This window comes from Nocardioides sp. Z21_20 (genome assembly GCF_059766585.1).
The window spans coordinates 40253-64799 of the sequence record NZ_JCBAJX010000018.1; the positions used below are offsets into that span (position 1 = coordinate 40253).

At 70.4% G+C, this 24547-nt stretch carries 27 protein-coding genes and 1 pseudogene; 17 read left to right on the forward strand and 11 right to left on the reverse strand.

Features of this window, described 5'->3' with window-relative positions:
* Window positions 1-42: 42 nt before the first annotated feature.
* Entirely contained in the window at window positions 43-1935 is a 1893-nt protein-coding gene (locus AC6EH9_RS18920; RefSeq protein ID WP_498425229.1) for a glycoside hydrolase family 2 protein, read from the reverse strand.
* On the reverse strand, window positions 1932-3218 hold the full coding sequence (locus AC6EH9_RS18925) for an MFS transporter (RefSeq protein ID WP_498425230.1): 1287 nt from the start codon (window positions 3216-3218) through the stop codon (window positions 1932-1934). The genes AC6EH9_RS18920 and AC6EH9_RS18925 overlap by 4 nt, the downstream gene beginning before the upstream one ends.
* Window positions 3219-3255: 37 nt before the next feature.
* On the opposite strand from AC6EH9_RS18925, the gene AC6EH9_RS18930 reads away from it, so the two are divergent.
* From AC6EH9_RS18930 to AC6EH9_RS18940, 3 genes are all read left to right on the forward strand, one after another.
* Window positions 3256-4353, forward strand: a complete 1098-nt coding sequence (locus tag AC6EH9_RS18930; RefSeq protein ID WP_498425231.1) for an alpha/beta hydrolase — start codon at window positions 3256-3258, stop codon at window positions 4351-4353.
* Window positions 4354-4400: 47 nt separating this feature from the next.
* Complete coding sequence (locus AC6EH9_RS18935) at window positions 4401-5087, forward strand: SGNH/GDSL hydrolase family protein (protein ID WP_498425232.1); 687 nt, start codon at window positions 4401-4403, stop codon at window positions 5085-5087.
* Between the two features lie 349 nt (window positions 5088-5436).
* Complete coding sequence (locus tag AC6EH9_RS18940) at window positions 5437-7599, forward strand: acyltransferase family protein (protein WP_498425233.1); 2163 nt, start codon at window positions 5437-5439, stop codon at window positions 7597-7599.
* A gap of 25 nt (window positions 7600-7624) precedes the next feature.
* Here the strand turns inward: AC6EH9_RS18940 and mshD are convergent, their stop codons facing one another.
* The gene (mshD, locus tag AC6EH9_RS18945; RefSeq protein ID WP_498425234.1) at window positions 7625-8482 is read right to left on the reverse strand and encodes a mycothiol synthase; all 858 of its coding nucleotides are present in this window, start codon (window positions 8480-8482) and stop codon (window positions 7625-7627) included.
* A 130-nt stretch (window positions 8483-8612) separates the two neighbouring features.
* On the opposite strand from mshD, the gene ygfZ reads away from it, so the two are divergent.
* A complete protein-coding gene (gene ygfZ / locus AC6EH9_RS18950; protein WP_498425254.1) occupies window positions 8613-9581 on the forward strand; it encodes a CAF17-like 4Fe-4S cluster assembly/insertion protein YgfZ in 969 nt (322 codons plus the stop codon).
* A gap of 4 nt (window positions 9582-9585) precedes the next feature.
* On the opposite strand, the gene AC6EH9_RS18955 is transcribed toward ygfZ, so the two are convergent.
* Together AC6EH9_RS18955 and AC6EH9_RS18960 are read right to left on the reverse strand one after the other, a co-directional pair.
* On the reverse strand, window positions 9586-10005 hold the full coding sequence (locus AC6EH9_RS18955) for a VanZ family protein (protein ID WP_498425235.1): 420 nt from the start codon (window positions 10003-10005) through the stop codon (window positions 9586-9588).
* Window positions 10006-10009: 4 nt separating this feature from the next.
* Complete coding sequence (locus AC6EH9_RS18960) at window positions 10010-10777, reverse strand: response regulator transcription factor (protein ID WP_498425236.1); 768 nt, start codon at window positions 10775-10777, stop codon at window positions 10010-10012.
* A gap of 77 nt (window positions 10778-10854) precedes the next feature.
* On the opposite strand from AC6EH9_RS18960, the gene AC6EH9_RS18965 reads away from it, so the two are divergent.
* On the forward strand, window positions 10855-11157 hold the full coding sequence (locus AC6EH9_RS18965) for a MoaD/ThiS family protein (RefSeq protein ID WP_498425237.1): 303 nt from the start codon (window positions 10855-10857) through the stop codon (window positions 11155-11157).
* Between the two features lie 80 nt (window positions 11158-11237).
* Here AC6EH9_RS18965 and AC6EH9_RS18970 read toward each other — a convergent pair whose 3' ends face one another.
* The gene (locus AC6EH9_RS18970) at window positions 11238-11699 is read right to left on the reverse strand and encodes an Hsp20/alpha crystallin family protein (protein WP_498425238.1); all 462 of its coding nucleotides are present in this window, start codon (window positions 11697-11699) and stop codon (window positions 11238-11240) included.
* Between the two features lie 131 nt (window positions 11700-11830).
* On the opposite strand from AC6EH9_RS18970, the gene AC6EH9_RS18975 reads away from it, so the two are divergent.
* Window positions 11831-12100 carry a MerR family transcriptional regulator gene (locus AC6EH9_RS18975; RefSeq protein WP_498425239.1) on the forward strand — a complete coding sequence of 90 codons (270 nt, stop codon included), beginning with the start codon at window positions 11831-11833 and terminating at the stop codon, window positions 12098-12100.
* Between the two features lie 4 nt (window positions 12101-12104).
* Here AC6EH9_RS18975 and AC6EH9_RS18980 read toward each other — a convergent pair whose 3' ends face one another.
* The gene (locus tag AC6EH9_RS18980) at window positions 12105-12740 is read right to left on the reverse strand and encodes a collagen-like triple helix repeat-containing protein (protein WP_498425240.1); all 636 of its coding nucleotides are present in this window, start codon (window positions 12738-12740) and stop codon (window positions 12105-12107) included.
* A 232-nt stretch (window positions 12741-12972) separates the two neighbouring features.
* Here AC6EH9_RS18980 and AC6EH9_RS18985 point away from each other — a divergent pair, with 232 nt between their 5' ends.
* The 6 genes from AC6EH9_RS18985 (at window position 12973) to AC6EH9_RS19010 (ending at window position 17435) form a co-directional block, all read left to right on the forward strand.
* A complete protein-coding gene (locus tag AC6EH9_RS18985; RefSeq protein WP_498425241.1) occupies window positions 12973-13464 on the forward strand; it encodes a thioredoxin family protein in 492 nt (163 codons plus the stop codon).
* Window positions 13465-13554: 90 nt separating this feature from the next.
* The gene (gene hutU, locus AC6EH9_RS18990; protein ID WP_498425242.1) at window positions 13555-15207 is read left to right on the forward strand and encodes a urocanate hydratase; all 1653 of its coding nucleotides are present in this window, start codon (window positions 13555-13557) and stop codon (window positions 15205-15207) included.
* 287 nt (window positions 15208-15494) lie between these two features.
* Window positions 15495-15965 (forward strand): DUF4395 domain-containing protein, encoded by a 471-nt coding sequence (locus AC6EH9_RS18995; protein WP_498425243.1) that lies wholly within the window; start codon window positions 15495-15497, stop codon window positions 15963-15965.
* A 42-nt stretch (window positions 15966-16007) separates the two neighbouring features.
* A complete protein-coding gene (locus tag AC6EH9_RS19000; protein WP_498425244.1) occupies window positions 16008-16856 on the forward strand; it encodes a sulfurtransferase in 849 nt (282 codons plus the stop codon).
* 1 nt (window position 16857) lies between these two features.
* Window positions 16858-17154 carry a DUF1416 domain-containing protein gene (locus AC6EH9_RS19005; protein ID WP_498425245.1) on the forward strand — a complete coding sequence of 99 codons (297 nt, stop codon included), beginning with the start codon at window positions 16858-16860 and terminating at the stop codon, window positions 17152-17154.
* A gap of 125 nt (window positions 17155-17279) precedes the next feature.
* Window positions 17280-17435, forward strand: coding sequence for a hypothetical protein (locus AC6EH9_RS19010; RefSeq protein ID WP_498425246.1), 156 nt, complete (start codon window positions 17280-17282; stop codon window positions 17433-17435).
* Window positions 17436-17442: 7 nt separating this feature from the next.
* Here AC6EH9_RS19010 and dtd read toward each other — a convergent pair whose 3' ends face one another.
* Window positions 17443-17880, reverse strand: a complete 438-nt coding sequence (dtd, locus tag AC6EH9_RS19015) for a D-aminoacyl-tRNA deacylase (protein ID WP_498425247.1) — start codon at window positions 17878-17880, stop codon at window positions 17443-17445.
* A 60-nt stretch (window positions 17881-17940) separates the two neighbouring features.
* Here dtd and AC6EH9_RS19020 point away from each other — a divergent pair, with 60 nt between their 5' ends.
* The 5 genes from AC6EH9_RS19020 to AC6EH9_RS19040 all read left to right on the forward strand — a co-directional run bounded on the left by AC6EH9_RS19020 (window position 17941) and on the right by AC6EH9_RS19040 (window position 23260).
* On the forward strand, window positions 17941-18813 hold the full coding sequence (locus AC6EH9_RS19020) for a beta-keto acid cleavage family enzyme (protein WP_498425248.1): 873 nt from the start codon (window positions 17941-17943) through the stop codon (window positions 18811-18813).
* Between the two features lie 130 nt (window positions 18814-18943).
* A complete protein-coding gene (locus AC6EH9_RS19025) occupies window positions 18944-19363 on the forward strand; it encodes a hypothetical protein (protein WP_498425249.1) in 420 nt (139 codons plus the stop codon).
* An 80-nt stretch (window positions 19364-19443) separates the two neighbouring features.
* On the forward strand, window positions 19444-21171 hold the full coding sequence (locus AC6EH9_RS19030; RefSeq protein WP_498425255.1) for a DUF4012 domain-containing protein: 1728 nt from the start codon (window positions 19444-19446) through the stop codon (window positions 21169-21171).
* 81 nt (window positions 21172-21252) lie between these two features.
* Window positions 21253-21747: a heme-binding beta-barrel domain-containing protein gene (locus AC6EH9_RS19035; protein ID WP_498425250.1), complete on the forward strand. Its 495-nt coding sequence runs from the start codon at window positions 21253-21255 to the stop codon at window positions 21745-21747.
* A 112-nt stretch (window positions 21748-21859) separates the two neighbouring features.
* On the forward strand, window positions 21860-23260 hold the full coding sequence (locus AC6EH9_RS19040) for a tyrosine-protein kinase domain-containing protein (RefSeq protein ID WP_498425251.1): 1401 nt from the start codon (window positions 21860-21862) through the stop codon (window positions 23258-23260).
* Between the two features lie 35 nt (window positions 23261-23295).
* Here AC6EH9_RS19040 and AC6EH9_RS19045 read toward each other — a convergent pair whose 3' ends face one another.
* The 3 genes and pseudogenes from AC6EH9_RS19045 to istB all read right to left on the reverse strand — a co-directional run.
* Window positions 23296-23550, reverse strand: coding sequence for an IS3 family transposase (locus AC6EH9_RS19045; protein ID WP_498425252.1), 255 nt, complete (start codon window positions 23548-23550; stop codon window positions 23296-23298).
* An 88-nt stretch (window positions 23551-23638) separates the two neighbouring features.
* A pseudogene (locus tag AC6EH9_RS19050) lies at window positions 23639-23875 on the reverse strand (transposase); the annotation flags it as partial.
* 73 nt (window positions 23876-23948) lie between these two features.
* Window positions 23949-24547: IS21-like element helper ATPase IstB (istB, locus tag AC6EH9_RS19055; protein WP_498425253.1), on the reverse strand; the 599-nt coding region annotated here is incomplete at its 5' end.

The following is a 24547-nucleotide window of genomic DNA, read 5'->3' on the forward strand; positions in this document are numbered from 1 at the left end:
CCAGTCGAGTTCACGCCGACTCGGCGCCGCTCGAGCGCGAGTTCACGCCGACTCGGCGTCCGGGGGGTGCGAGGTCGCGGCGGGTGGGTGCTGGAGGGGGGTTAGGGCTGGGCGGGTTGTTTGTTCGTCCAGCTTGAGGATCTCGCGGTCGTAGGTGAGGAGGCCGTTGATCTCGTCCTCTACGTCGCTGAGCTGGGTGTAGACGGTGGCGGAGAGGCCGACGGGCACGGTGGGGGCCAGTTGGCGGCGGTGCAGCGAGGTGAAGACGCGGGCGAGTGCCTTCGTGGAGCGGAACCGGCGGTAGCCGAACGTCTTCGCGCCCCAGGTGTGCCCCGCCACGGCCAGCCCGTAGCCGCCGTACTCGGAGAGCACCAGCGCGCGCGGCTCGAGCCGGTGGCGCACCATCGGCGGGATCCGGAAGCGCCGGAAGTACACGTGCAGGCTGAGCAGGTGCCCGCCGTCCTGGTCGTGCCAGCCGCTGGCGTGGTCGACGCTGCGGGTCGGGTCGAGCTCGGCGACCTCGGCGGCGATCCGGGCGGCGTCGAACTGCCCCCATCCCTCGTTGAACGGCACCCATACCGCCAGCGAGGTCACGTTGCGCAGGTGCTCGACGGTCGCGCGCGCCTCCCTCTCGTACGACGCGCGCCCCTCGGCGTCCTCGCGGCCGAAGCGCCGGTGCCTGCGCGGCCCGGTGTCGCGCATTCGCACCCCCGGCGCGACCGCAGGCAGCGTGACCACGGCCGGGCGGTAGCGGCCGCCGCCGTTGACCATGTCCTGCCAGACGATCATCCCGAGCCGGTCGCAATGCGCGTACCAGCGCAGCGGCTCGATCTTGATGTGCTTGCGCAGCATCGTGAAGCCCAGGCGCTTCATGGTCTCGATGTCGAAGACCATCGCCTCGTCCGACGGCGCGGTGCACAGCCCGTCGGGCCAGTACCCCTGGTCGAGCACGCCGGCCTGGAAGTAGGGCCGCCCGTTGAGCAGCAGCCGCGGGGTCCCGGTGTCGTCCAGCGCGACGCCGAAGGAGCGCATCCCCTGATAGGAGGTGACCCGGTCCTCGCCGAGGCGCACCCGCACGTCGTAGAGGAACGGGTCCTCGGGGCTCCACAGCCGCGGGTCGGGCACCGGCAGCGAGACCGGCGAGCCGACCGGGGCGGTGGCGCGCGCGACGACCTCGCCGTCCGCGAGCACCTCGACCTCGGCAGCCAGACCACCAGCGAGATCACCAGCGGGCTCGGCGTCGCCGCCGTCCCCGCCCGCGTGCACGGTCACCTCGAGCGAGGAGGTGGCCAGGTCGGGCACCAGCACCAGCCGCTCGACGTACGTCGCGGGGACGACCTCGAGCCAGACGGTCTGCCAGATGCCGGAGAAGGGGGAGTACCAGATGCCGCCGCGCTTGGTGCGCTGCTTGCCGCGGGAGCGGTGCCCGGCGTCGGTCTCGTCCTGGACCGCGACCCGCAGCTCCACACCGCCCGCCACACCGTCCGCCCCCGCGAACGAGCCGGTCACGTCCAGGGTGAACGGCAGGTAGCCGCCGTCGTGCCCGCCCACCTCGACTGAGTCCAGGAAGACCCGGCAGACCTGGTCGACGGCCCCGAAGTGCAGCAGCACCCGCTCGCCGGGCTCGGGCGCCAGCTCCGCCGGCAGCGTGACCACGCGGCGGTACCAGAGCGTCTCGTCGGCGCCGAGCGTCCGGCCGACGCCGGACAGCGGCGCCTCGGGGGAGAACGGCACCACGATCTCCCCGTCGTACGACGCGGGCCCGGGGCCGCCCAGGGCGGCGGGGCCGGCGCCGGGCACGATCGCGTGGTCCCAGCGCCCGTTCAGATTGAGCCAGCGCTCCCGCACCAGCTGCGGGCGCGGGTACTCCGGCAGCGGCCGGTCGGCGTCCAGCTCGCGCCCCCACCGCGTCATCATCGGAGCAGTCGCGCTCACGCCGCCACCTCCGCGCGCTCGGCCACGGGCAGCCGGCGCAGGAACCAGGTCGGCACCCAGACCAGCGCGAGCACGGCCAGCGCGGCCAGGAAGATGCCGGGCGTCGGCACCTGCTTGGTGACGCCGAGGTCGGTGTAGGTGCGCCCCGACCCGCTGATCACGGCCGCGCCGAGGAACGGGCCGATCGCCATCGGCGCCAGCACCGCGAAGATCATCCGCAGCCCCTGCACCTGCCCGGCCCGCTCCGGTGGGGTGGCGTCGCGGACGAGGGCGCCGACGGTGGCGACGAGCAGCATCATGCCGCTCATCATGACGAGTCCCGCCCCGATCACCGGCCAGGTCCCCCGGGCCAGGTACATCAGCACCAGGCCGACGCCGTACACGCCGGCGGCGGGGAGCAGCGCGTTCAGCTTGCCGACCCGGTCGATCAGCCGTCCGCCGAGCACGCTGGCGAGGGTGGCGCCGACGAGCACGACCGCGAGCACCAGCGCGTAGCCCTCGATCAGCAGCGTCTTCTGCAGGTAGATGATCAGGAACGGCAGGTAGACCTGGGTGGCGACGCCCCACACCGCCCAGACCGCCAGCGCCAGGTAGAGCGCCGGGTTGGCCCGCGCGGCGGCCGGGCGCAGGCTGTGCAGCACCGAGCGCAGGTAGCCGTCCGGCGAGCGGGTCAGCGTCGGCGCGTCGCGCACGGTGAACCAGGCGACGATCCCGGCGAGCACGACCAGCCCGCCGATCAGCGCGAAGAACAGCTCCCACCGCCCGGCCCGGGTCAGCGAGTCGAAGCCGCCGAAGACGATCAGCATCGCGACCAGCGCGAGCGGTGCCAGCGCCGCCTCGACGCGACCGCGCACGGCCGGGGTGGTGATGTCGGTGACCCAGGCCTGGTACGACGCGTCGTTGGCGCCGGCGCCCAGGAACGACATCACGCAGTCCACGACGATGACGGCGGCCACGGCCAGCGCCACCGCGTCGCCGACCGGCGCCCACGCGGCGACCGCGTCGGCGCTGAGGAACCCGAACGCGGCGGTGGTGAGCCCCCAGGCGACGTACCCGCCGGCGATGAACGCCCGCCGCGAGCCGACCCGGTCCGACCAGGCGCCGACCAGCAGCGTGGCCAGCGTCGCGGTGAGCGCGCTCGCCGCCACCAGCACCGCGATCACGGTGGGGTCGTCGGTGATCGTCTCGTACACGAAGACGTTGAGGTACATGTTCTCGACCGTCCACGCCAGCTGCCCCACGAGGCCGAGGGCGACGACGAGGGTCCAGGTGCGCGAAGTCACAGCACGCGACCCTAGCGGCGCCGGTAGGTTCGCGCCCATGACACGGGGAGAGCGGTCGACGGGGCGGATCAGGACGCGGGCCAAGGCAGGGGCGAGGCGGGTCCACGCCGGCGCCGAGCGGGCGCTGTTCACCGCGGCGATGAACCTGCCCGAGCGGGTGCAGCGGCGGCTGGCCGGCAAGCCGGTGCTCCGCGACGGTCAGCTGCTGGCGGTGGACACCCAGCTGATGCTGCGCCTGCAGCGGGTGGCCCGGATCCCGGCCGTGGAGACGCTCCCGGTCCGCGACGGCCGCGCCGGCATCCTGCACCAGAGCGGCCTGGCCGGCGGCCGGCAGCCGATCGGGCGCACCGAGGAGGTCACCGTCGCCGGGCTGGCGGCGCGCCTCTACGTGCCGACCGCGCTCGCCGGCGGCAAACGGCGCGGCGGGCCGAAGCGGCCGCTGCTGGTCTTCTTCCACGGCGGTGGCTGGATCTTCGGGGACCTGGACTCCCACGACGCCGCCTGCCGATTCCTGGCCGAGGAGTCGGGGGTGCGGGTGCTCTCCGTCGACTACCGGCTGGCCCCCGAGGACCCCTTCCCGGCCGCCTTCGAGGACTGCCTGGCGGCGTACCGCTGGGTGGTGGCGCACGCCGACGACCTGGACGTGGACCGGATCGCCGTCGGTGGTGACTCCGCGGGCGGCTGCCTGTCCGCGACGGTCGCGCTCAGCGCCGCGGCCGAGGGGCTGCCGCTGGCGTTCCAGCTGCTGATCTACCCCGCCACCGACGCGCGCGGCGGCACGGCGAGCCGGCAGATGTTCCGCGAGGGGTTCTTCCTCACCGAGGTGTTCATGGACCTGGCGATGGCCCATTACCTGCCCGACGCCGCCACGCACACCGACTGGCGCGCCTCCCCGCTGCTGGCCGAGATCCCCGCCGGGCTGGCCCCGGCGTACGTCGCCACGGCCGGCTTCGACCCGCTGCGCGACGAGGGCGAGGCCTACGCCCGCAAGCTCGCCGACGCCGGGGTGGAGGTGGAGCTGGAGCGCTTCGGCGACCAGATCCACGGGTTCCTCAACGTGGTCGGCGCGGGGCGGACCTCGCGCGCCGCGGTGCAGCAGATCGCCGGGCGGCTGCGGGCGGCTCTTCACCCCTGAGCCGCGGTGCTCGGCATAATGCGGAGCACGAGGGGGTGGGGTTTCTCGTGAGGATCTTCCGGACCCGGCGCCGGGCGGGCGCCGCCGCCGCCGCGGTGGTCCTGCTCGTCGTGGGCGCCGTCGCGGCCGTGCAGGCCACCCACGACGTCGAGCTCAGCCGGCACGGCGTCGACACGGTGTTCATGGGCGACTCGATCACCCAGGGCGGCACCGACACCTTCGAGTCCGTGCCCTCCGAGCGCTCCTGGGTGCGCTACGTGGTGACCGACGACCGCACGCCGTGGCGCTTCGCCGCCAACGTCGCCGTCTCCGGTCAGACGCTGGTGCAGATGGAGGAGCGCTTCGACCGCGACGTGCTCGCCCGCGAGCCCCGCGCCGTGGTGATCTCCGGCGGCACCAACGACGTCCGCAGGGACGTGGACCTGCACGACTCCCTCGACGCGCTGCGCGCGATGGTGGAGCGCGCGCAGGCCGACGGTCTCAAGGTGTGGATCGTCGCGCCGCCGGCGGTGGTGCTGCCCGGCGGCGAGCCGGTGGCCCCGATGGTGGTGGCGCAGGCGCTGCTGGCCGCCGAGCTCGACGTGCCGTTCCTGATGGCGACCCGCGAGGCGGTCGCCGAGGACGCCTGGCGCGACGGGCTCTCCCAGGACGGCATCCATCCCACCCGGCAGGGCGCGGAGGCGATCGCCCGCGCGGTGCTCGACCAGGTGGCGCAGCGTGAGCTGAGCAGGTGAGCGGGCCCCGGTCCGGCTCAGCGGTTCCCGTGGAACGGGCCGTGCTGCGGGCAGACGGCGCCGGTGTTCATGCACGTCGCGCACGTGCGCCCCGCCGGGGGCGTGCCCCGACACTCCGGACACACCTCGAGCTCCTGGAAGCATTTGCGGCAATCCATTGCCACCCCGCCCTTCATCCGCTGCCGAAGCGGCTGGCCACTGGCCCCGCCTCGCGCCCGACCGGCTCCCCCCGAGGAGTCAGCCGCGGTCCCAGTGTGCTGCTTCCGACGCGCGCTGACATTTTCTTTGGGCGTTCCGTGGTTCTCCCGTCGGCCGCGCGTGTCACTTGCACATGGCAGGCTTACCGCCGATGCTGCCCCGCGACCCGTCCCCGAGCCCCCCGCCGTCCCGTCCGGGCGGCCCCGATCGGCGCGCCGACATCCAGGGGCTGCGGGCCCTGGCCGTGCTGCTGGTGATCGCCCACCACCTGACCGGGCGCCCGGCGGGCGGCTTCGTCGGGGTGGACGTCTTCTTCGTGATCTCGGGGTTCCTGATCACCGGGCTGCTGCTGCGCGAGGCCGGCGGCTCCGGGGTCTCGCTGCGCGGGTTCTACGTGCGCCGGGCGCGGCGGATCCTGCCGGCCGCCTCGCTGGTGCTCGCGGTGACCGTGCTGGCCTCGGTGGTACTGCTGGTCGCCGACCGGGCCGAGCGGGTGGCCGGCGACGCGCTGTGGGCGGCGGGGTTCGCCGCCAACTGGCACTTCGCCGAGGTCGGCACCGACTACTTCGCCTCGTCGCTGCCCGACTCGCCGTTGCGCCACTACTGGTCGCTGGCGGTCGAGGAGCAGTTCTACCTCGTCTGGCCGCTGCTGGTGATCGCCGCGCTGGCGCTGGCCGGTCGTCTCGCCCGGGCCGGGCGGGGCTGGCTGACGCCGGCGCGTGCGGTCGGCGCGGTCGCGCTGGCGGTGGTCGCCGCGTCGTTCGGCTGGGCGCTGTACCAGTCGCACACCGACCCGACGATCGCGTACTTCTCCACGCTGACCCGCGGCTGGGAGCTGGGCGTCGGCGCCCTCCTCGCGGTCGGGGCCGGGCGGCTGACCGGGCTGGGCGCCGGGGCGCGCACCACCCTCGCGCTGACCGGTCTGGCCGGCCTGGCCGTCTCCGCGGTCGCGGTCACCGGCGAGTCCGCGTTCCCGGCGCCCGCGGGGGCGCTGCCGGTGCTGGCCGCCGCGCTGCTGATCGCGGCCGGCACCGGCCCCTCCGGCCCCGACTCCGGCTCGCCGCGCGCGGACCGGCTCGGCGCCACCTGGGTGCTGCGGCAGCGGCCGCTCACCTACCTCGGCGATCTCTCCTTCTCCCTGTACCTGTGGCACTGGCCGGTGATCGTGCTGCTGCCGGCGCTGCTCCCGGCGGACCTGCCCGCCGACGGCTGGGGCCAGCGGATGGCCGCCCTCGGCGTCACCCTGGCCGCGTCGGTCGCGTCGTACCACCTGGTGGAGCGGCCGTTCCTGCGCCGCGACCCGGCGGCGGTGCGGCGTACGGCGCGGCACCGGCTGCAGGGCGCCGCGCTGGGGGCGATCGCCGCCGCGACGGCCTGCGCGGTGGCCCTCCTGCTGGTGCCGTCGACCGCGCCGCCCACCCCCACGGCGGCCCCCGGCCTGCCGCTCACGGTCGACGCCGACGGCGGCCCGCCGCCGCTGTCGGAGCTCACCGACGGGCTGCGCGAGGCGCTGGCCGCCGAGCGGTTCCCCGAGCTCACCCCGGCGCTGGGCGACTACGAGGCCGGCATCACCCCGGAGATGGAGCCGCCGGCGGGCTGCCTGAACCCCCCCGTGCTGGGCACCCCCACCGACTGCCTGTACGGCGCGGAGTCGGCGCCGCGGACGGCGGTCGTGGTGGGCGACTCGGTGGCGGTGTCGTGGGTGCCTGCGGTGCGCGAGGCGCTGGAGTCGCAGGGCTACCGCATCCACGCGGTCGGGGTCTCGAACTGCCCGGTCGCCGACGTGGAGATCGTCACCGACGTGGCGCTGGACCCGGCGCACCCGTGCGGGCAGCAGCACGACGCCGTCTATGCGCAGGTGGCCGCGCTGGACCCGGACCTGGTGATCGCCTCCGACACCGAGCTCGGCATCCTCCGGCTGGCCAGCGGCGCCAGCGGGCAGCAGGCGGTCAGCGAGTGGGAGCGCGGGATGCGGCGCGCCCTCAAGGAGCTGGGCCGCGGCGGCGCGGAGGTCGTGGTGCTGGCCCCCAACCCGGCCGGCACCGCGCCCGCAGACTGCGTGACGCTGAAGAGCACGCCACGCGACTGCGAGACGGGGATCTCCGATCAGTGGCTGTGGAAGCAGGCCGCGGAGATGGCCGCGGCGCGGGCCACCGGGGCGCGCTACGTCGACACCCGGCCGTGGTTCTGCGTGCAGGACCGCTGCCCGATCTTCAGCCTCGGGATGACCGTGCGCTTCGACATGCTGCACATCACCGGCGCCTACATGCGCGTGCTCGGCCCCTGGCTGCGCGCCGAGCTGATCGGCACCTGAGACCGGCGCACCGGCGCCCGGGGCGTCAGCGGCGGTACATCACGTGGGTGTCCGCGGCGGCGTGGGTGAACCCGAGCCCCTGGTAGACCGCGATCGCGGGCGCGTTGTCGGACTCGACGTAGAGGATCACCTCGGCCACCCCCTGCTGCGCGAGGTGGCGCAGGCCGGCCAGGGTGAGCAGCTTGCCCAGGCCGCGCCCCTGGGCCGCGGGGTCGATCCCCACGACGTACACCTCGCCGACCAGCGGCTCCTCGCCGGTGCGCGGGTGCACCTTGGTCCAGTGGAAGCCGAGCATCCGGGGGCCGTCCATCGCCACCAGCAGCCCGGCCGGGTCGAACCACTCCTCGCTCATCCGGGCGGCGAGGTTGGCCGCGTCCATCGCGCCCTGCTCGGGGTGGGCGGCGAACGCGGCCGCGTTCACGCGCAGCAGCTCGGCCTGGTCGCCGGGCAGGTAGGCGCGCACGGTGACGCCGGCCGGCGGCGTCGGCTCGGGCAGGTCGAGGGCGGCGGGGCGGCGCATCACCCACAGGTCGCGCACCCGCGCGAAGCCGTACGCCGCGGCCAGCGCCCGCGCGCCGGGGTGGTCGGCGTGCGACCAGGCGCGCAGCGTCTCGCCCTCGGAGACCGCGAGCACCTCCTCGAGCAACCCGCGGCCGAGCCCCTGCCCGCGCACCTCGGGGCGGACCACCAGGCTCAGCTCGCCGTCGATCAGCAGCGCGAACCCGTCCTCGGCCAGCCACCACCCGATCTCGTGGGCCGGGCGGTGGTGCAGCGCCAGCCAGGTGCCCTCGTCGAGCGGGGTGGCGCCGTCGGCGCGGGTGGCGTCGGCGGCGATCGCGCCGAGCCGGACGAGGACGTCGGACTCGAGGGTGTCGTGCTCCATGGCGCAACCCTAGAAGGAGCGTGTTGGCGGCGCGTGGTGGACTGGAGTCGTGAGCACCGAGCACCCCGCCCCACCCGCCGTGACCCCGCCCGCCGAGACCCCCGCGACCAGCCCGCGTCCACCCAGCCCGCTGCTGTCGCTGCCGGGCGCGGTGGCCGGCGACGGCATCGACGCCCCGGTCGCGGCGCACTACGGCTCGTTCAACACCGAGCAGCGCTCGCTGGCCGCCGGTGAGGGCTTCGTGGACCTCTCGCACCGCGACGTGCTGCGCCTGACCGGCCCGGACCGGCTGACCTGGCTGCACTCGCTGAGCACGCAGTTCCTCACCGACCTGCAGCCGGGGGTGTGGACCGCTGCGCTGATCCTGAGCCCGAACGGGCACGTCGAGCACGCCTTCTACGGCGTCGACGACGGCACGTCGTTCACCGCGCACACCGAGCCGGGCCAGGGGCGGCCGCTGATCGCGTTCCTGGAGCGGATGAAGTTCATGATGCGCGTCGAGATCGCCGACGTCACCGACGAGCTGGCCGTCACCTGGCGTCCCGCCTCGGCCGACCCGGCCGCGCAGCCGAGTGCCGACCCCTCCTCCTTCTACGCACACCACAGCCTGATCCCCCGCTCCCAGCTCGAGACGTACGCCGCCGCGGCCGGCCCGGCGTGCGGGATGTGGGCCTTCGAGGCGCTGCGCATCGAGCACGGCGAGCCCCGCCTGGGCATCGACACCGACCACCGCACGATCCCCAACGAGGTCGGCTGGATCGGCAGCGCGGTGCACCTGGACAAGGGCTGCTACCGCGGTCAGGAGACGGTGGCCCGGGTGCACACCCTGGGTCGGCCGCCGCGCCGGCTGACGCTGCTGCACCTGGACGGCACCGAGAACCGGCTGCCCGCGCCGGGCGCCGAGCTGCGGCTGGGGGAGAAGGTGGTCGGGTTCGTCGGCTCGTCGGCGCGCCACCACGAGCTCGGCCCGATCGCGCTGGCGCTGGTCAAGCGCAACGTGTCGCTCGACGAGACGCTGCTCGCGGACGGGATCGTGGCCAGCCAGGAGGTCCTGGTCGACCCCGAGGTCGGGCTGCACGTGCGCCCCAAGCTGGGCTGAGCGCTCAGTCCGAGGTGGCGCGCGAGCGCAGCCAGGCCGTCGCCAGCGCCCCGATCCCGGCGCCGAGGGTGTTGGCCACCACGTCGCTGAACGTCGCCGAGCGGCCGCCGAGGAACAGCCCCTGGGCCAGCTCCACCGAGCAGGACAGCACGAACCCGTAGGCGACCCAGTCGCGCCAGTCCGAGCGGGGCAGGAAGTAGGAGCCGAGCACCGCGAGCGGCACCAGCATCACCACGTTGAGGCCGAACTCCACCCGCCCCCCGGAGGCGAGGGTGGCCGGGACCCCCAGCCGCTGCAGCACGTCGGCGACGCCCGCGACGGTGGAGCTCGGCACCTGCGCGGAGGGGTGGAACAGGATGAACAGCAGCGCAGCGCCGTAGAGCGCCGACACGAGCGTGACGGCCCGGCGGTCCCAGGTCAGCACGCGGTCAGCTGTCGACCTTCTCCGACGCCGTCTCCGGTGCGGGGTCCGCGGGCGCGGCGGCCGGGACGGCGGGCGGCGTCTCGGTCTTCTCCTTGCTGGGCAGCACGAAGCGGTAGCCGACGTTGCGCACGGTGCCGATCAGCGTCTCGTGCTCGGGGCCGAGCTTGGCGCGCAGCCGGCGCACGTGGACGTCGACGGTGCGGGTGCCGCCGAAGTAGTCGTAGCCCCAGACCTCCTGGAGCAGCTGCTGGCGGCTGAAGACGCGCCCGGGGTGCTGGGCCAGGAACTTCAGGAGCTCGAACTCCTTGAAGGTCAGGTCGAGGGGCCGTCCCCCGAGCTTGGCGGTGTAGGTGGCGTCGTCGACGACCACCTCGCCGGTGCGGATCACGTGGGACTCGGGGTCGTCGGCGACGCGCTGGGCGGCGAGTCGGCCGATGGCGAGCTTGATCCGGGCCTCGAGCTCGGCGGGCCCGCAGGTGCCGAGGACGACGTCGTCCATGCCCCAGTCGGCGGTGGCCACCGACAGGCCGCCCTCGGTGAGGATCAGGATGACGGGCGCGTCGGAGCCGGTGGTGCGGATCAGCCGGCACAGGTCGCGGGCATGGGCCAGCTCCTGGCGGCCATCGACGAGGAGCAGGTCCGCGTCGGGTGCCTCGAGCAGGGCGCTGCCCTCGGCGGGCAGGACCTTGACGGTGTGGGCCAGCAGGGAGAGCCCGGGCAGGACCTCGACTGACGGCTGAAGGGCGCTGGTGAGTAACAGCAGATTGCTCAAGCTGACTCCTCCCGGTTGACGAGGACCGGTCTGCGCCGTTGCATGCGTGCCTCGGGGGTTGGGAGAGAATACCGAGCATGAGCCAAGAAACGGGGCAGTCACACCGAATTGAGACGGACGTCATCCTGGTCCGCTACTGGGCCGGCGCCAAGGCGGCGGCCGGAGTGGACCACGACGAGATCCCCGTCGAGGCGGCGATCACGCTCAGCGACCTGATGGCGCGAGCGGTGCGGCTGCACCCCGGCACCCGTCTGGGAGACGTGGTGCAGATCTGCTCGGTGCTGATCGGTGACCGCCCTGCCTCGGCCGAGGACCCCGACCAGGTGATGGTCGCCCCGGGGGCCACGGTGGAGTTCCTGCCGCCCTTCGCCGGCGGCTGAGCCGTCCGGCGAGGAGCCTCTGAGTACGACGGAGCCGCCCGGCCCACGTGCGTAACGGGGCTCGGGCGGCTCGCCGGCGATCAGGACTGGACGGAGCCGGTGATGGCCTCGTGCTTGTCGGACTCGCTCAGCTCCGCGTCGGGGCCGGGGTGCGAGATCTGGATCTTGCGCGGCTTCGCGCGCTCGGCGACCGGCACCAGCAGGCGCAGCACGCCGGCGTCGTAGGACGCCTCGATGCGCTCGAGGTCGAGGTTGTCGCCGAGGACGAGCTGGCGGCTGAACGCGCCGCGCGGGCGCTCGCTGGCGAGCATCTCCCAGTCCCCGTTGCGGCCCACGCGCTCGGCGCGGACGGTCAGCACGTTGCGCTCGACGTCGAGGTCGATGCTCTCGGGGGAGACGCCGGGCAGGTCGAACTCGATGACGAAGCGGTCGCCCTCACGCCAGGCGTCCATCGCCATGACGGCCGGCCGGTTGGTGGTGCCCAACATCTGCTGGGTGAGGCGGTCGAGGTCGCGGAACGGGTCGGCAGTGCGGAGCAACATGTCATCCTCCCTGTCTTCGGATCACGGATCACTTGTCTTCTGGGTCACCGCCGATCTGTAATCGGCGATACAGGTTTCTTATAACCCAAGGAGTAGCCTGGAATCAAGACCCCAAACCCGAGGAGTTGCGGATGCCGGAGGAGACGCGTGGAGTCTTCGCGATCTCGGTCGCGGCCGAGATGGTCTCGATGCAGGTGCAGAACCTGCGCGTCTACGAGCGCCGCGGTCTCCTCGAGCCGGCCCGTACGCCGGGCGGCACCCGCCTCTACAGTCGCGCCGACGTCCGGCGGCTGCACCGGATCCGCGAGCTGCTCGACGAGGGCCTGAACCTCGCCGGCATCGCCCGGGTGCTGGCGCTGGAGGACGAGGTGCGGCGGCTGCGGGCGGGGCTCAAGGAGTAGCGTTTCAGCGCGCCGTGGCGCAGGTGGCCCAGGCCTGAACGCTTCCAGTGCTGCTGCCATCGTTGATGGCGGTCACGGTGTATCCACCGTTCGTGGGGCGCGATGTCATCACGTGGAGACCGCCGACAGCGCCCTGCAGTTCATAGCCGCCACCCAAAGCCACGGTCCCTAGGGGGCAAGCGGCGGTCACCTGGGCGAAGCGATCCTGCGGGAGCGTGCCCAAGGTGGCAACGGATGACGTGGCGAGAGAGTAGTTGGAGACGCCGTTCAGCCCATCGGTGCCGCGAGCACCCTGGACTCCAGCAGGACCTTGAGGCCCTGGAACGCCAGCCGGTCCCTGACGGCCTGGTTCGCCCTGCTGCCCGGTTGCCCCGGCGGGCCCAGCAGCGCCGGCGGGCCCGGCAGCGCCGGCGGGCCCTGGACGCCCGACCTTGTTTCGCGTCGCGGCGTTGAGGTCCTTCAGGTCGAGCCCGCCATCCTTCACGTCTCTCGACTGAATGGTGTTGTCCTTGATCTGCTTCGAGCTGATCAGGTTCGCTGCTGTCGCGCCTCCGACACCGCCTAGTGTTACCAGGATGAGCGCCGACGACACGACCGCGATGGCAGGGGTCATCTTCTTGGAGCGTAGTTCGAACTTCACTAGGTCCCCCATGTCTAATGCATCCGCGCTTTGCGGCTGCGTCAGTGGTGTAACGGGTGGCCACCCCCAAGGTGACGAGTCGAGCTGAATTGGCTGAGCAACTCCAGCAAATGGGTGCATCGCCGGCGTTGAGATTGGCAGGACGGTCGTCGGCGTGCCCGCCAAGCCGCTCCAGAGCGATGACGTTGGCCGGGGGCGGAATGTCACTCCCCGTCGACGCGTTGAGGCCCAGGTGAACACCGGAGCCTGGGTCCTCATCGCCGCGGTCGTCCTGGCTGTCGGGTTCGGCCTCTACCGCGCGGCCACCGACGGGCGCTTCCGCGGCACCCACCGCGTCCGCGCGACGGAGGACCAGCCGTCCGCCGAGACCACCGAGGAGATCCCCACGCCCGCCGAGCAGCAGGACCTCAACGTCCTCGCCCACACCGACATCGCCCACGAGCTCGGGGAGCGCGCCACGCTGCTGCAGTTCTCCTCGGCGTTCTGCGCCCCGTGCCGGGTCACCCGTCGCACGCTCGCCGAGGTGGCCGAGCTCGTCCCGGGCGTGACGCACGTCGAGGTCGATGCCGAGCATCATCTCGACCTGGTCCGCCGGCTCGGCATCCTGCGCACGCCGACGACGCTGATCCTCGACGAGCACGGCCAGGAGATCACCCGCGCCGCCGGGGCGCCGCGCAAGGACGCGGTGCTGTCCACGCTGGCCAACACGCTCAACCAGGACTGACCCCGCATCACCTCTGGCGCGCGGCGCCGCCGGGGGAGTGAGATGGGGCCGGGCGCCCGCGACCGCCGTGGCGGCCACCAGGAGGCCGCGATGCAGGGATCCCGTCCGGTCCGCGCCCCACGCGGCACCACCCTCACCGCCCGGAGCTGGCAGACCGAGGCACCGCTGCGGATGCTGATGAACAACCTCGACCCCGAGGTGGCCGAGCGCCCCGACGACCTGGTCGTGTACGGCGGGACCGGCCGCGCCGCCCGGGACTGGGCCAGCTTCGACGCGCTGGTCCGCACCCTCACCACCCTCGAGGGCGACGAGACGATGCTCGTGCAGTCGGGCCGCCCGGTCGGCGTGCTGCGCACCCACGAGTGGGCGCCGCGGGTGATCCTCGCTAACTCCAACCTGGTCGGCGACTGGGCCACCTGGCCGGAGTTCCGCCGCCTGGAGCAGCTCGGCCTGACCATGTACGGCCAGATGACCGCCGGGTCGTGGATCTACATCGGCACCCAGGGGATCGTGCAGGGCACCTACGAGACCTTCGCCGCGGTGGCCGACAAGCGCTTCGGGGGCACCTTGGCCGGCACCCTCACGCTGACCGGCGGCTGCGGCGGGATGGGTGGCGCGCAACCGCTCGCGGTCACCATGAACGACGGTGTCTGCCTCGTCGTCGACGTGGACCCGGCCCGGCTCGCGCGCCGGGTCCGCGACCGCTACCTCGCCGAGGTCGCCGGCGACCTCGACGACGCCGTGACGAAGGCGCTGGCCGCCAAGCGGGAGCGCCGGGCGCACTCCATCGGGTTGGTCGGCAACTGTGCGGAGGTCTTCCCCGAGCTGCTGCGCCGCGGGGTGGAGGTCGACGTCGTCACCGACCAGACCTCCGCGCACGACCCGCTCTCCTACCTGCCGCTCGGCGTCGGCCTCGAGGACTGGAGCCAGCGCGCCGCCGCGGACCCGGCCGACTTCACCGTCCGCGCCCGGCAGGCGATGGCCTGTCACGTGGAGGCGATGGTGGGCTTCCTGGACGCGGGCGCCGAGGTCTTCGACTACGGCAACTCGCTGCGCAGCGAGGCACAGCTCGGCGGCTTCGAGCGGGCCTTCGACTTCCCCGGCTTCGTGCCGGCCTACATCCGGCCGCTGTTCTGCGCGGGCCGGGGGCCGTTCCGGTGGGCTGCGTTGTCGGGTGACCCAGCCGACATTCATGCCACCGATCGCGCGGTGCTGGACCTCTTCGGCGACGACGACCGGCTGCAGAAGTGGATCCGCGGCGCGCGGGAGCGGGTCGCCTTCCAGGGGCTGCCCGCGCGGATCTGCTGGCTGGGACACGGCGAGCGCGACCGGGCCGGGCTGCGGTTCAACGAGATGGTCGCCTCGGGCGAGCTCTCCGCCCCCGTCGTGATCGGGCGCGACCACCTCGACTCCGGGTCGGTGGCCTCGCCGTATCGGGAGACCGAGTCGATGCGGGACGGCTCCGACGCGATCGCCGATTGGCCGCTGCTGAACGCGATGCTCAACACCGCCTCGGGCGCCACCTGGGTCTCGATCCACCACGGCGGCGGCGTCGGCATCGGCCGCTCGATCCACGCCGGCCAGGTCAGCGTCGCGGACGGGACGCCGCTGGCCGCGCAGAAGCTCGCCCGGGTGCTGGCCAACGACCCCGCCTCGGGGGTGCTGCGCCACGTGGACGCGGGCTATCCCGAGGCGCACGACGTGGCTCGCGCACACGGCCTGCGGACCCCGATGGCGAAGTGACCCGCGGACCTGCGTCTCGAAACGTGGACGGCATGACCGCATCGTGAGACCCGCGTTTCCGGGTGTCGCCGGGACGGCTTACTGTTCTCAACATGTCCTCGACCATGCTGACCAAGCGCCGCGCAGTGGATCACTGCCTCGTGCGCTCGTCGCTGTGTCGAATGTCCTGACGGGACGTCTCTCCCTATGCGCGTGACCGCAGGCTGACGCCTGTCTGGAGCGTCGCGGCGTCCCGATGCTGTGCCCGTGTGGCCCCCCGGACATCGAGACATCTCCCAGGAGTAGCCGTGAGCTCGCAGATCGACCCTCGTGGTCCCCAGTTCAGCGCCGCCGTCACCGCGGTCGTCCTGGCCGTCGTCCTGTTGACGGCGCCGGGTCCCCTCGGGATCGGGCTGCTCGCCGCCCAGGCGGCCCTCTTCGCGGTCGGTGTGGGCCTGGGGGTGCAGCGCACGCCGCTGTCCTGGCTGTTCCGCACTCTGATCCGGCCCCGGCTGAGCGCCCCGAGCGAGCTCGAGGACGCCGCGCCGCCGCGCTTCGCCCAGGCCGTGGGCCTGACCTTCGCGCTGGTCGCGCTGGTCGGCTACCTCGGCGGCCTCGAGCTGCTCGGGGCGGTCGCCACCGGGTTCGCGCTGGTCGCCGCCCTGCTCAACGCGGTCTTCGCGTTCTGCCTCGGCTGCGAGCTCTACCTGCTGGCGCGTCGGGCCCTTCCGCGCACCGCGACCGCCCGGCAGCTCTTCCTCGAGTCCTCCATCCACTGACCTTCGCCCCACCCCAGTCGTCATCAATCGAAAGGCATTCCCATGAGCCGCGAGACCGCTCTCGTCACCGCCCAGTGGGTCGAGGACAACCTCGACAACCCCGACGTCGTCCTGATCGAGGTCGACGAGGACACCACCTCCTACGACAAGGGCCACATCCGTGGCGCGATCAAGTTCGACTGGACCACCGACCTGCAGGACCAGGTGCGTCGTGACGCCGTCAACAAGCAGCAGTTCGAGGCCCTGCTGGGCAAGAACGGCGTGAGCAACGACCACACCGTCGTGCTCTACGGCGGCAACAACAATTGGTTCGCGGCCTACGCCTACTGGTACTTCAAGCTCTACGGCCACCAGGACGTCCGGCTGCTCGACGGCGGGCGCAAGAAGTGGGAGCTCGACAGCCGCGAGCTGGTCGACGCCATCCCCACGCGTGAGGCCACCACCTACACCGCGCAGGAGCAGGACACCTCCATCCGCGCGTTCCGCGACGAGGTCGTCGAGGCGATCGGCGTGAAGAACCTGGTCGACGTCCGCAGCCCCGACGAGTACGCCGGTCGCCTGCTGGCGCCGGCGCACCTCCCGCAGGAGCAGGCCCAGCGTGCCGGGCACATCCCGACCGCGGCCAACGTGCCGTGGAGCAAGGCGGCCAACGACGACGGCACCTTCAAGTCCGACGACGAGCTGCGCAAGCTCTACACCGACGCCGGCGTGGACTGGGACAAGGAGACGATCGCCTACTGCCGCATCGGCGAGCGTTCCAGCCACACCTGGTTCGTGCTGCACGAGCTGCTCGGCGACAAGTCCACCAAGAACTACGACGGCTCGTGGACCGAGTACGGCTCGCTGATCGGCGTCCCCGTGGTCCTCGGCGACGACGCCGGGGTGGCCTGAGATGTGCGGAGCCACCGAGGGCGGCCTGTCGCTCGACGGCGTCAACGTCGCCAAGGAGGCGGTGATCCAGGGCCAGGTCCTGCGCGCGGGTGAGCCGGTCGGCAACGCCTACGTGCGCCTGCTGGACCGGACCGGTGAGTTCACCGCCGAGGTCCCCACCTCGGCGACCGGCCACTTCCGCTTCTTCGCCAAGGACGGGGAGTGGACGCTGCGTACGCTGGCGCCGAAGGCCGAGACCGTCGACCGGAAGGTGCGCGCGCAGATCGGCTCTATCGCCGAGGTGACGGTCGCCATCTGAGATCGTCACTTCACCTCATGTGACAAACTGCGGGACGTCGGGAAAGTTTTACCTCGCCACAGAGGCGGTGAGGCCCCGGCGTCCCGCACGCTGGTTCCTGATGGCATTCGCTACTCACGGGGGAGATGAGCGAGATGGTCGGCACACGCAGGCGGCAACACAAGAGTGCCCACCCGGTGGTCCAGCGGCGCCGGCAGAGAATTGTCCAATGGGCCGGGCTGCTGGTGCTGCTGCTGGTGACCGGATATCTCGTCTATCGGGCCCTGACGTACACCGGCTGAGCACGCCTCAGTCCAGACGGGGGCTTTCGAGGATCACCGTGAACGGGCCGTCGTTGACAGATTCCACGCGCATGTCGGCTCCGAAGACGCCGCGCTCGACCTGGGCGCCGAGTCGTGCCAGCTCTGCACAGAGTGCGTCATACGTCGGCTCACTGACCTCGCGAGGGGCGGCTGCCTGCCAGGTGGGCCGACGGCCCTTGCGCACGTCGCCGTACAGGGTGAATTGACTGACCAGGAGAATCGGCGCGTCGACCTCGGAGGCCGACCGCTCGTCGTCGAGCAGGCGCAACTCCCACAGCTTGCGCGCCATCCAGGCGATGTCCGCCGAGTCGTCGTCGTGGGTGATGCCGACGTACGCGAGGAGGCCCGGGCGGGCCAGGTGGCCGACAACCTTTTCGTCAACGACCACGTTGGCCGTGAGGACTCGCTGAACAACCGCCTTCACGTCGTAAATCCTCCTGCATGTCCAGTCGACGGGCTCAGCGGAGTCTGCCACGATGTCGCCATGGTTGCTGTCCCCGATGACCGCCTGCTGATCACCGTTGCGCCCACCGGCGCCGAGACGAGCAAGGCCGACTGCCCCCAGCTCCCGACCACCCTCGAGGAGCTCGTCGCGACCGCACGCGAGTGCGAGGCCGCCGGGGCGGGAATGATCCACGTGCACATCCGCGACGACGAGCACCGCCCGACGCTGGATCCGGGGCGTCTCCACGACACCGTGGCCGCGCTGCGTGAGGCGACCACGATGGTGGTCCAGCTCTCCACCGGCGGGTCGGTGCACGATCCGCTCGAGGCGCGGCTGAAGGTCCTGGATGTCAAGCCCGACTCGTGCAGCCTGACGATGGGCACGACGAACTTCGGCGACGACGTGTTCGCCAACCCGTGGCCGTTTATCTGCGAGCTCTACCAGCTCAGCCAGGAGCGGCAGGTGGTGCCGGAGTTCGAACTGTTCGACCTCGGTCACGTGCATGCGCTGTCCCGACTGCTGGATCGCTATGGGCTGCCCTACGGCGGCAAGGTCCACTGCGATCTGGTGATGGGAGTCCCCGGCGCGATGCCCGGTACGGCCGATGCACTCGTCGTAGCCGTGGCTGCACTGCCCCCACAGGTGACCAGCTGGTCGGCAACCGGGATCGGCCGCGCCACCCTTCCGGTGGCGCTGGCCGCATTGGCTAAAGGTGGGCACCTGCGCGTCGGCATGGAGGACGTGCTCACCCTCTCGCGCGGAGTGCCGGTGAGCGCCAATCGGGAACTGGTGGAGCGGGCGGTCGCAATGGGCGCGCTGGCCCAAAGGGTTCCAATTTCGGGCGGCGAAGCGCGGGAGTTGCTCGGGCTTCGATCGCTGGCGGACACGCCGTCGACCGTGGATCGTCGATGACGTGGAGATTAAGTCTGCGTGTCGACTAGTCCACGAATGGCAACACGACGTGCGCATCTCGCTCTTTACCCCTAGGGTGAGGGTTCGACTTGACGTATACCGGTCCGCTTGGGCCACATGGGGAGACACGATGAAGAAGCTGATGGCTGGGATTATCTCGGCTTTCCTGATGACTCTGGGGCTCGTAAGCCTCTCTGGCGCTCCGGCGTCCGCTGCCCCCTACCCGGGCACGACTCCGACCGAGACCGAGAGCGCGCCGCTGAAGCCGAACAAGGCCGGCAAGCCCCGCATCAAGGTGGACATCTCCCCGGTCGCCGGCTCCGGCAAGCCGCGCGGCAAGGTGTTCATCACCTTCGTGCGTCGCGACGGCAAGTTCAGTTACTCCATCACCCGTCCCTACTCGGGCAACCCGCGCACCTTCGTCGTGCCGAAGGTGAAGAAGCCCGGCCGCTACGTCGTCACCGTGACGTTCGTCCCCGGCAACAACTCGGTCTACGCGCCCAGCACTGACGTCTTCCAGACGACGGTGAAGGCGAAGAAGCGCCGCTGACCCAATCTTGTCGCAGAACGCCCCACCCTGGATTGCCCGGGTGGGGCGTTCTGCGTTCTGGCAGGATGACGGGCGTGCTCATGCGACGACGGCCCATCCTGCTCGCATTCCTCTTCCTCCTGGTGGGCGCAATCGCCTATACCGCTTGGTCAGCACGGGGTGTAGAGAATCAGCTTCGCAAAGCCGAGAGGTCCGTCGCCAAACTCCAGGCAGCCGTTAACAGCGGCGACAATTCCCGGGCCGAGACCGCGGCGCAGAGTCTGCGCGCCGCTGCTTCGAATGCGAGGCAGGGGATGGACGGCGCGTGGTGGACGGCGCTGACCTATGTGCCGTGGCTCGGGGATGACGTCGAGGGTGTCCGAGCGCTGAGCGAGTCGCTTGATTTGCTGGCCTCCGGCGGGGTCCCGCCGCTGCTGGCGAGCGCGGAGAGCATCGACGATCTGATGGTCGACGGTCGCATCGACCTCGACGTCGTATCGGATCTGGCGAAGCCCGTGGGACAGAGCCATCAGGCCGCCGAGGCGGCCGCTCGTCAGGTTGCGGACCTCGACAGCTCCGGCTTTGTCGGCCGGCTCAAGGGACGCTTCGAGGACTACGTCGAACGGATCGAATCAGTGCGGGACGGGCTCGGCTCGGCTGTGAGTGCCGTGGAGCTACTGCCCACTATGGCGGGCGGTGCGGAGCAGCGGCGCTACCTGCTCGTCTTTCAGAACAACGCCGAGATCCGATCTACCGGTGGTCTGCCCGGTGCCTATGCTGAGGTGTTGGCCCGGGATGGGCGACTCTCCCTGGCGCGGCAAGGGACAGGTGGGGGTTTTGGGGAACGCGAGGATCCCGTTCTGCCCCTCAGCGACGCTGAGCGCTATTTCTACGGAGAGCAGCTCGGCACATACTTCGTGGATGCCAACTTCACCCCCGATTATCCTCGGGCTGCGGAGTTGATGGCGGCGCGGTGGGAGGAAATTCATCAGGCGGAACTGAACGGGGTAATCGCTCTTGACCCGGTGGCCCTCTCGTATCTGCTGAAGGGCACGGGGCCAGTCATCGTCGGCAATCAGACGTTCACCAGCGAAAACCTGGTCTCGGGACTCCTCAACGAGCCGTATCTCGAACTGGAACCGCAGGCGCAAGATCGACTCTTCGCTCTGGCTGCCCGGGCAGTTTTTGATGCCGCCACCGGGAAGTTGGAGTCCCCCCTGGAGTTCGTGAAGGGGCTCCAGCGGTCCGCCGTCGAGGGGCGCCTCCTCATTGCGCCGTTTGACGAGTCGGAGCGGAAGGCCCTGGGTGACTCCGTGGTGAGGGGCCGTCTGACTGGGGACGAGGGAGCGGTCCCTCATGCGGATATCGCGTTGAACGACGCCACCGGCTCCAAGATGTCCTACTACCTGCGTTCGAGCGCGAAAGTCCGTTCGCTCACCTGCAGAGAGGGCCGGCAGACCCTGTCCGCGTCCTTGCGTCTCGGCTCGGCCATCGCCCCGAGCGAGGCTCGGGAACTGCCTGATTACCTGACAGGTGGCGGACTGCATGGCACCGAGGCAGGCAGCCAACTCGTCCAGGTGCGGATCTTCGGCCCCTACGGGGGCTCGATCGATCGGGCGATGCTGGAGGGGGAGGATCTGGGGGCCCGGGTGGTGAACATGGACGGCCGACCCGCCATTCGGTTCGCCGCCCTGCTGTCGAGCCTGGAGGATCTCCAGGTGACCTGGCAGATGACCACAGGCCCGGGGCAGGACGCAGATGCCGAGGTGGCCTTGACCCCCGGAATCGCGCCGCGGGACAAGGTCGCCATAGTTCCCAGCAGTTGCTGAGTCCGTCTCCGGGACTCCGGTTCGATCGAGCCGGTTGCCCTCAAGGGGTCTCGCACTGAGTCGGCACCTAGAATGGCATCCATGCCCTTCGAACTGCCGGACAACCTCCATCCCGACTGTGCCCCTGTGGCGTGGATGCTCGGCACCTGGCGCGGAAACGGACACGGCGACTATCCGACGATCGAACCGTTCCAGTTCGGCCAAGAACTGATCTTCGCCCACGACGGCCGCCCCTTCTTTCATTACATGGCACGCTCGTGGATCGTCGATGACGAGGGTGTCAAGATCCGCGACGCCGCCATCGAGACAGGTTTCCTTCGGGCCCGTCCTGGGGGAGACGTTGAGCTCGTCCTCGCGCACCACACCGGGTTCGCCGAGGTCTGGTACGGGACTGCCGGCGATGGAAAGCTCGAAATCGCCACCGACGCTGTCATGCGTACAGAGTCTGCGAAGCAGGTCACGGCTGGGCATCGCCTCTACGGCAACGTTGAGGGTGAGCTTCTCTACGCCTTCGACATGGCAGCAGTAGGCCAATCACTGCAGCCCCACCTGTGGGCTCGACTCAGGCGGCAATAGCAGTCCGTCTCAGTGGGTAGGAAACGGCCAATCGTCGATAGGGTTCCGAGCGGGCAGACACTCTAGAGTGTTCGAAGGCTTCCCCTACTGCCTGCCGTGATCGGAGACCTGAGTGGAACTGCGTGACTACCTGCGGACCCTCCGTCGCCGGTGGATTCTTATCCTTGTGACCACTGCAGTTGTACTCGGCGCCGCTGCTGTCTTCACCTTTACCGCGACTCCTCAGTATGCTTCGTCCGCGCGTCTGTTCGTCTCTACCTCGCAGGCAGACACCTCGGAGGCATACCAGGGCGGGCTTTTCTCGGCACAACGAGTGACCTCGTATGCTGATCTGGCGACGAGTCGGGAACTTGCCCAATCGGTCATTGACGATCTGGGTCTCGATATTTCTCCCGAGGAATTGTCCTCGCGGATATCTGCGTCAGTCGTTCCAGAGACAGTTATCCTGGAACTGACCGTTGTTGACGATGACGCGTCGGAGGCACAGCGCCTGGCCGAAGCTGTCAGCGAAGGCCTAGTTGAGTTGGTTCGCGAGATTGAGACGCCAACTGGCCGAGACGAGGCGGCTCCCATCCGCGCCTCCATCGTGGATCCAGCTTCCTACTCGGAAACCCCCGTAGCCCCTCAGCCCACGCGGAATCTCGCCCTGGGGGCGGTGCTTGGTCTATTGCTGGGCTTGGGGATGGCGTTTCTACGCGATTTGCTAGATACCACGATCAAGTCGTCCGAAGACGTCCAATCAATTGTGGATGCTCCGCTCATGGGGACAATTGACTATGACTCCTCGACCCGTTCGCGGCCTCTGATCACTTCGTTGGAGCCTCATGCCCCACGAGTGGAGTCTTTTCGGGTATTGCGCACGAATCTACAATTTCTCGAGATCGATCGCCCGGACAAGATCGTGGTGGTCACCTCGGCTCTGCCCGCGGAGGGTAAGACCACCACTGCGGTCAATCTCGCGATCGCTCTGGCACAAGCAGGACAGCGTGTCGTCCTGGTCGAGTGTGATCTCCGTCGCCCCAAGGCCGCAAGTGCACTCGGCTTGGATAATTCGATCGGTGTGACGACGGTGCTCGTCGGAAAAGTCTCGGTAAGCGACGCAACGCAGGTGCATGAGGAATCGGGACTGCGCATGTTGGCCAGTGGGGCGATTCCGCCCAACCCTGCAGAACTCCTGCAGTCGAAGGCAATGCACGAGCTTCTCGCTACCCTTCGCATGGAGTACGACATTGTTCTGATCGACGCGCCGCCACTGCTCCCCGTCACCGACGCAGCCATCCTGACAGCCCTGGCGGATGGCGCGCTGCTGGTGCTGCGGCACGGGAAGACCACTAAGGATCAGTTGACGCACGCGCTCGACCGTTTGGCGCAGGTGGACGGGCGTTTGTTGGGTTTGGTGCTCAATATGGTCCCATCGGGTCGCGGTGGCGGCGGTTACGGCTATGGCTATGGCTACGCTCCTTCTCCATCAGAGGAGAGCAAGGCGGCGACGCGCCGAGTCCGTGAGGTTTGATTGCAGTGAATTGCCCCGGTTTCCTGGAGGCTCGGTTACTTGGAACCAGCCCCGGTCGGGGCGGGTGTTTCAGGGTAGCGCTCGGGCGTTCTGCGGGCCCTGTGGTTGGCCTTGTGCTCCGCGGGCGGGATCAGCCCGATCTCGCCGTGCAGGCGTCGGCGGTTGAACCAGTCGACGTAGTCGGCGACGCCGATCCCGACGTCGGTGGCGTTCTTCCAGCCGCCCTTCGGGCGCATGACCGGGTTGCGGATGCACTCGGTCTTGAACAGTGAGTTCAGCGCTTCGGCCATCGCGTTGACGCCCCTATAGGTCAAGACTCCGTTGGACGGCCTCAGGTGTGGTGATCTGACGGGCGCGGTGATCGGTCATGACGGCCTGGTAGACCTCGCGGGCGAGGTAGCGCTTCAGGCAGCGGATGATGTCGCGTTTGGACAATCCCTCGGCTGTCCGCCGGGCGACGTACTTGATGGTCGGCTCGTGGAATCTCATCCTCACGATCACGGCCCGGTAGAGGGCTGCGTTGGCTTCGCGGTGACCAGCTCGTGAGAGCCGGTGCCGGTTCGTCATGCCCGATGAGGCCGGGACCGGGCTGGTGCCGCAGAGCTTTGTCAACGCCTAGCGAAAACTGACCCCCTTTTGCCGATCGAAAGTTGACCCCCCATTCTTCGGTTCTGGTGGTCTGGTTGGTCTACTCGTGCCGGGTTGGCGGTGGGTTGGGGCGGTGGCCTCGGGTGCGGTAGGAGTCGCCGTCGAGCCCGATGACGTGTGCGTGGTGGATGAGGCGGTCGATGGTGGCTGCGGCGACAACGTCGTCGCCGAGGGTCTCGCCCCAGCGTGAGAACGCCAGGTTCGAGGTCACGATCACCGAGCCGGTTTCGTAGCGGTTCGCGATGAGCTGGAAGAACAGCGACGCGGCCGCGGCGTCGAAGGGCAGGTAGCCGACCTCGTCGATGATCAGCAGCCGGTAGCGGTTGAGCTTGCGCAGTTCGCGCTCAAGTAGGCCTTTGTCGTGGGCTGCGGCGAGTCGTGCGATCCAGCCGGTCGCGGAGTCGAACGCAACCGGGTAGGACGCTTCGGCGGCCTTCATCGCCAACGCGATCGCCAGGTGGGTCTTGCCCGTCCCGGGCGGCCCGAGCAGCACGACGTTCTCACGCTTGGCCACGAACGTGGTCGTGGCCAGGTGCGCCAGCAGATCACGTGCCGCGGTGGGTGTCAACGCTCCCCGAATGTTGGGCCGGTTCTGCTCTTTGAAAGTTAGGCCACTTCGGTGTTGGTCATTGTGCCGTG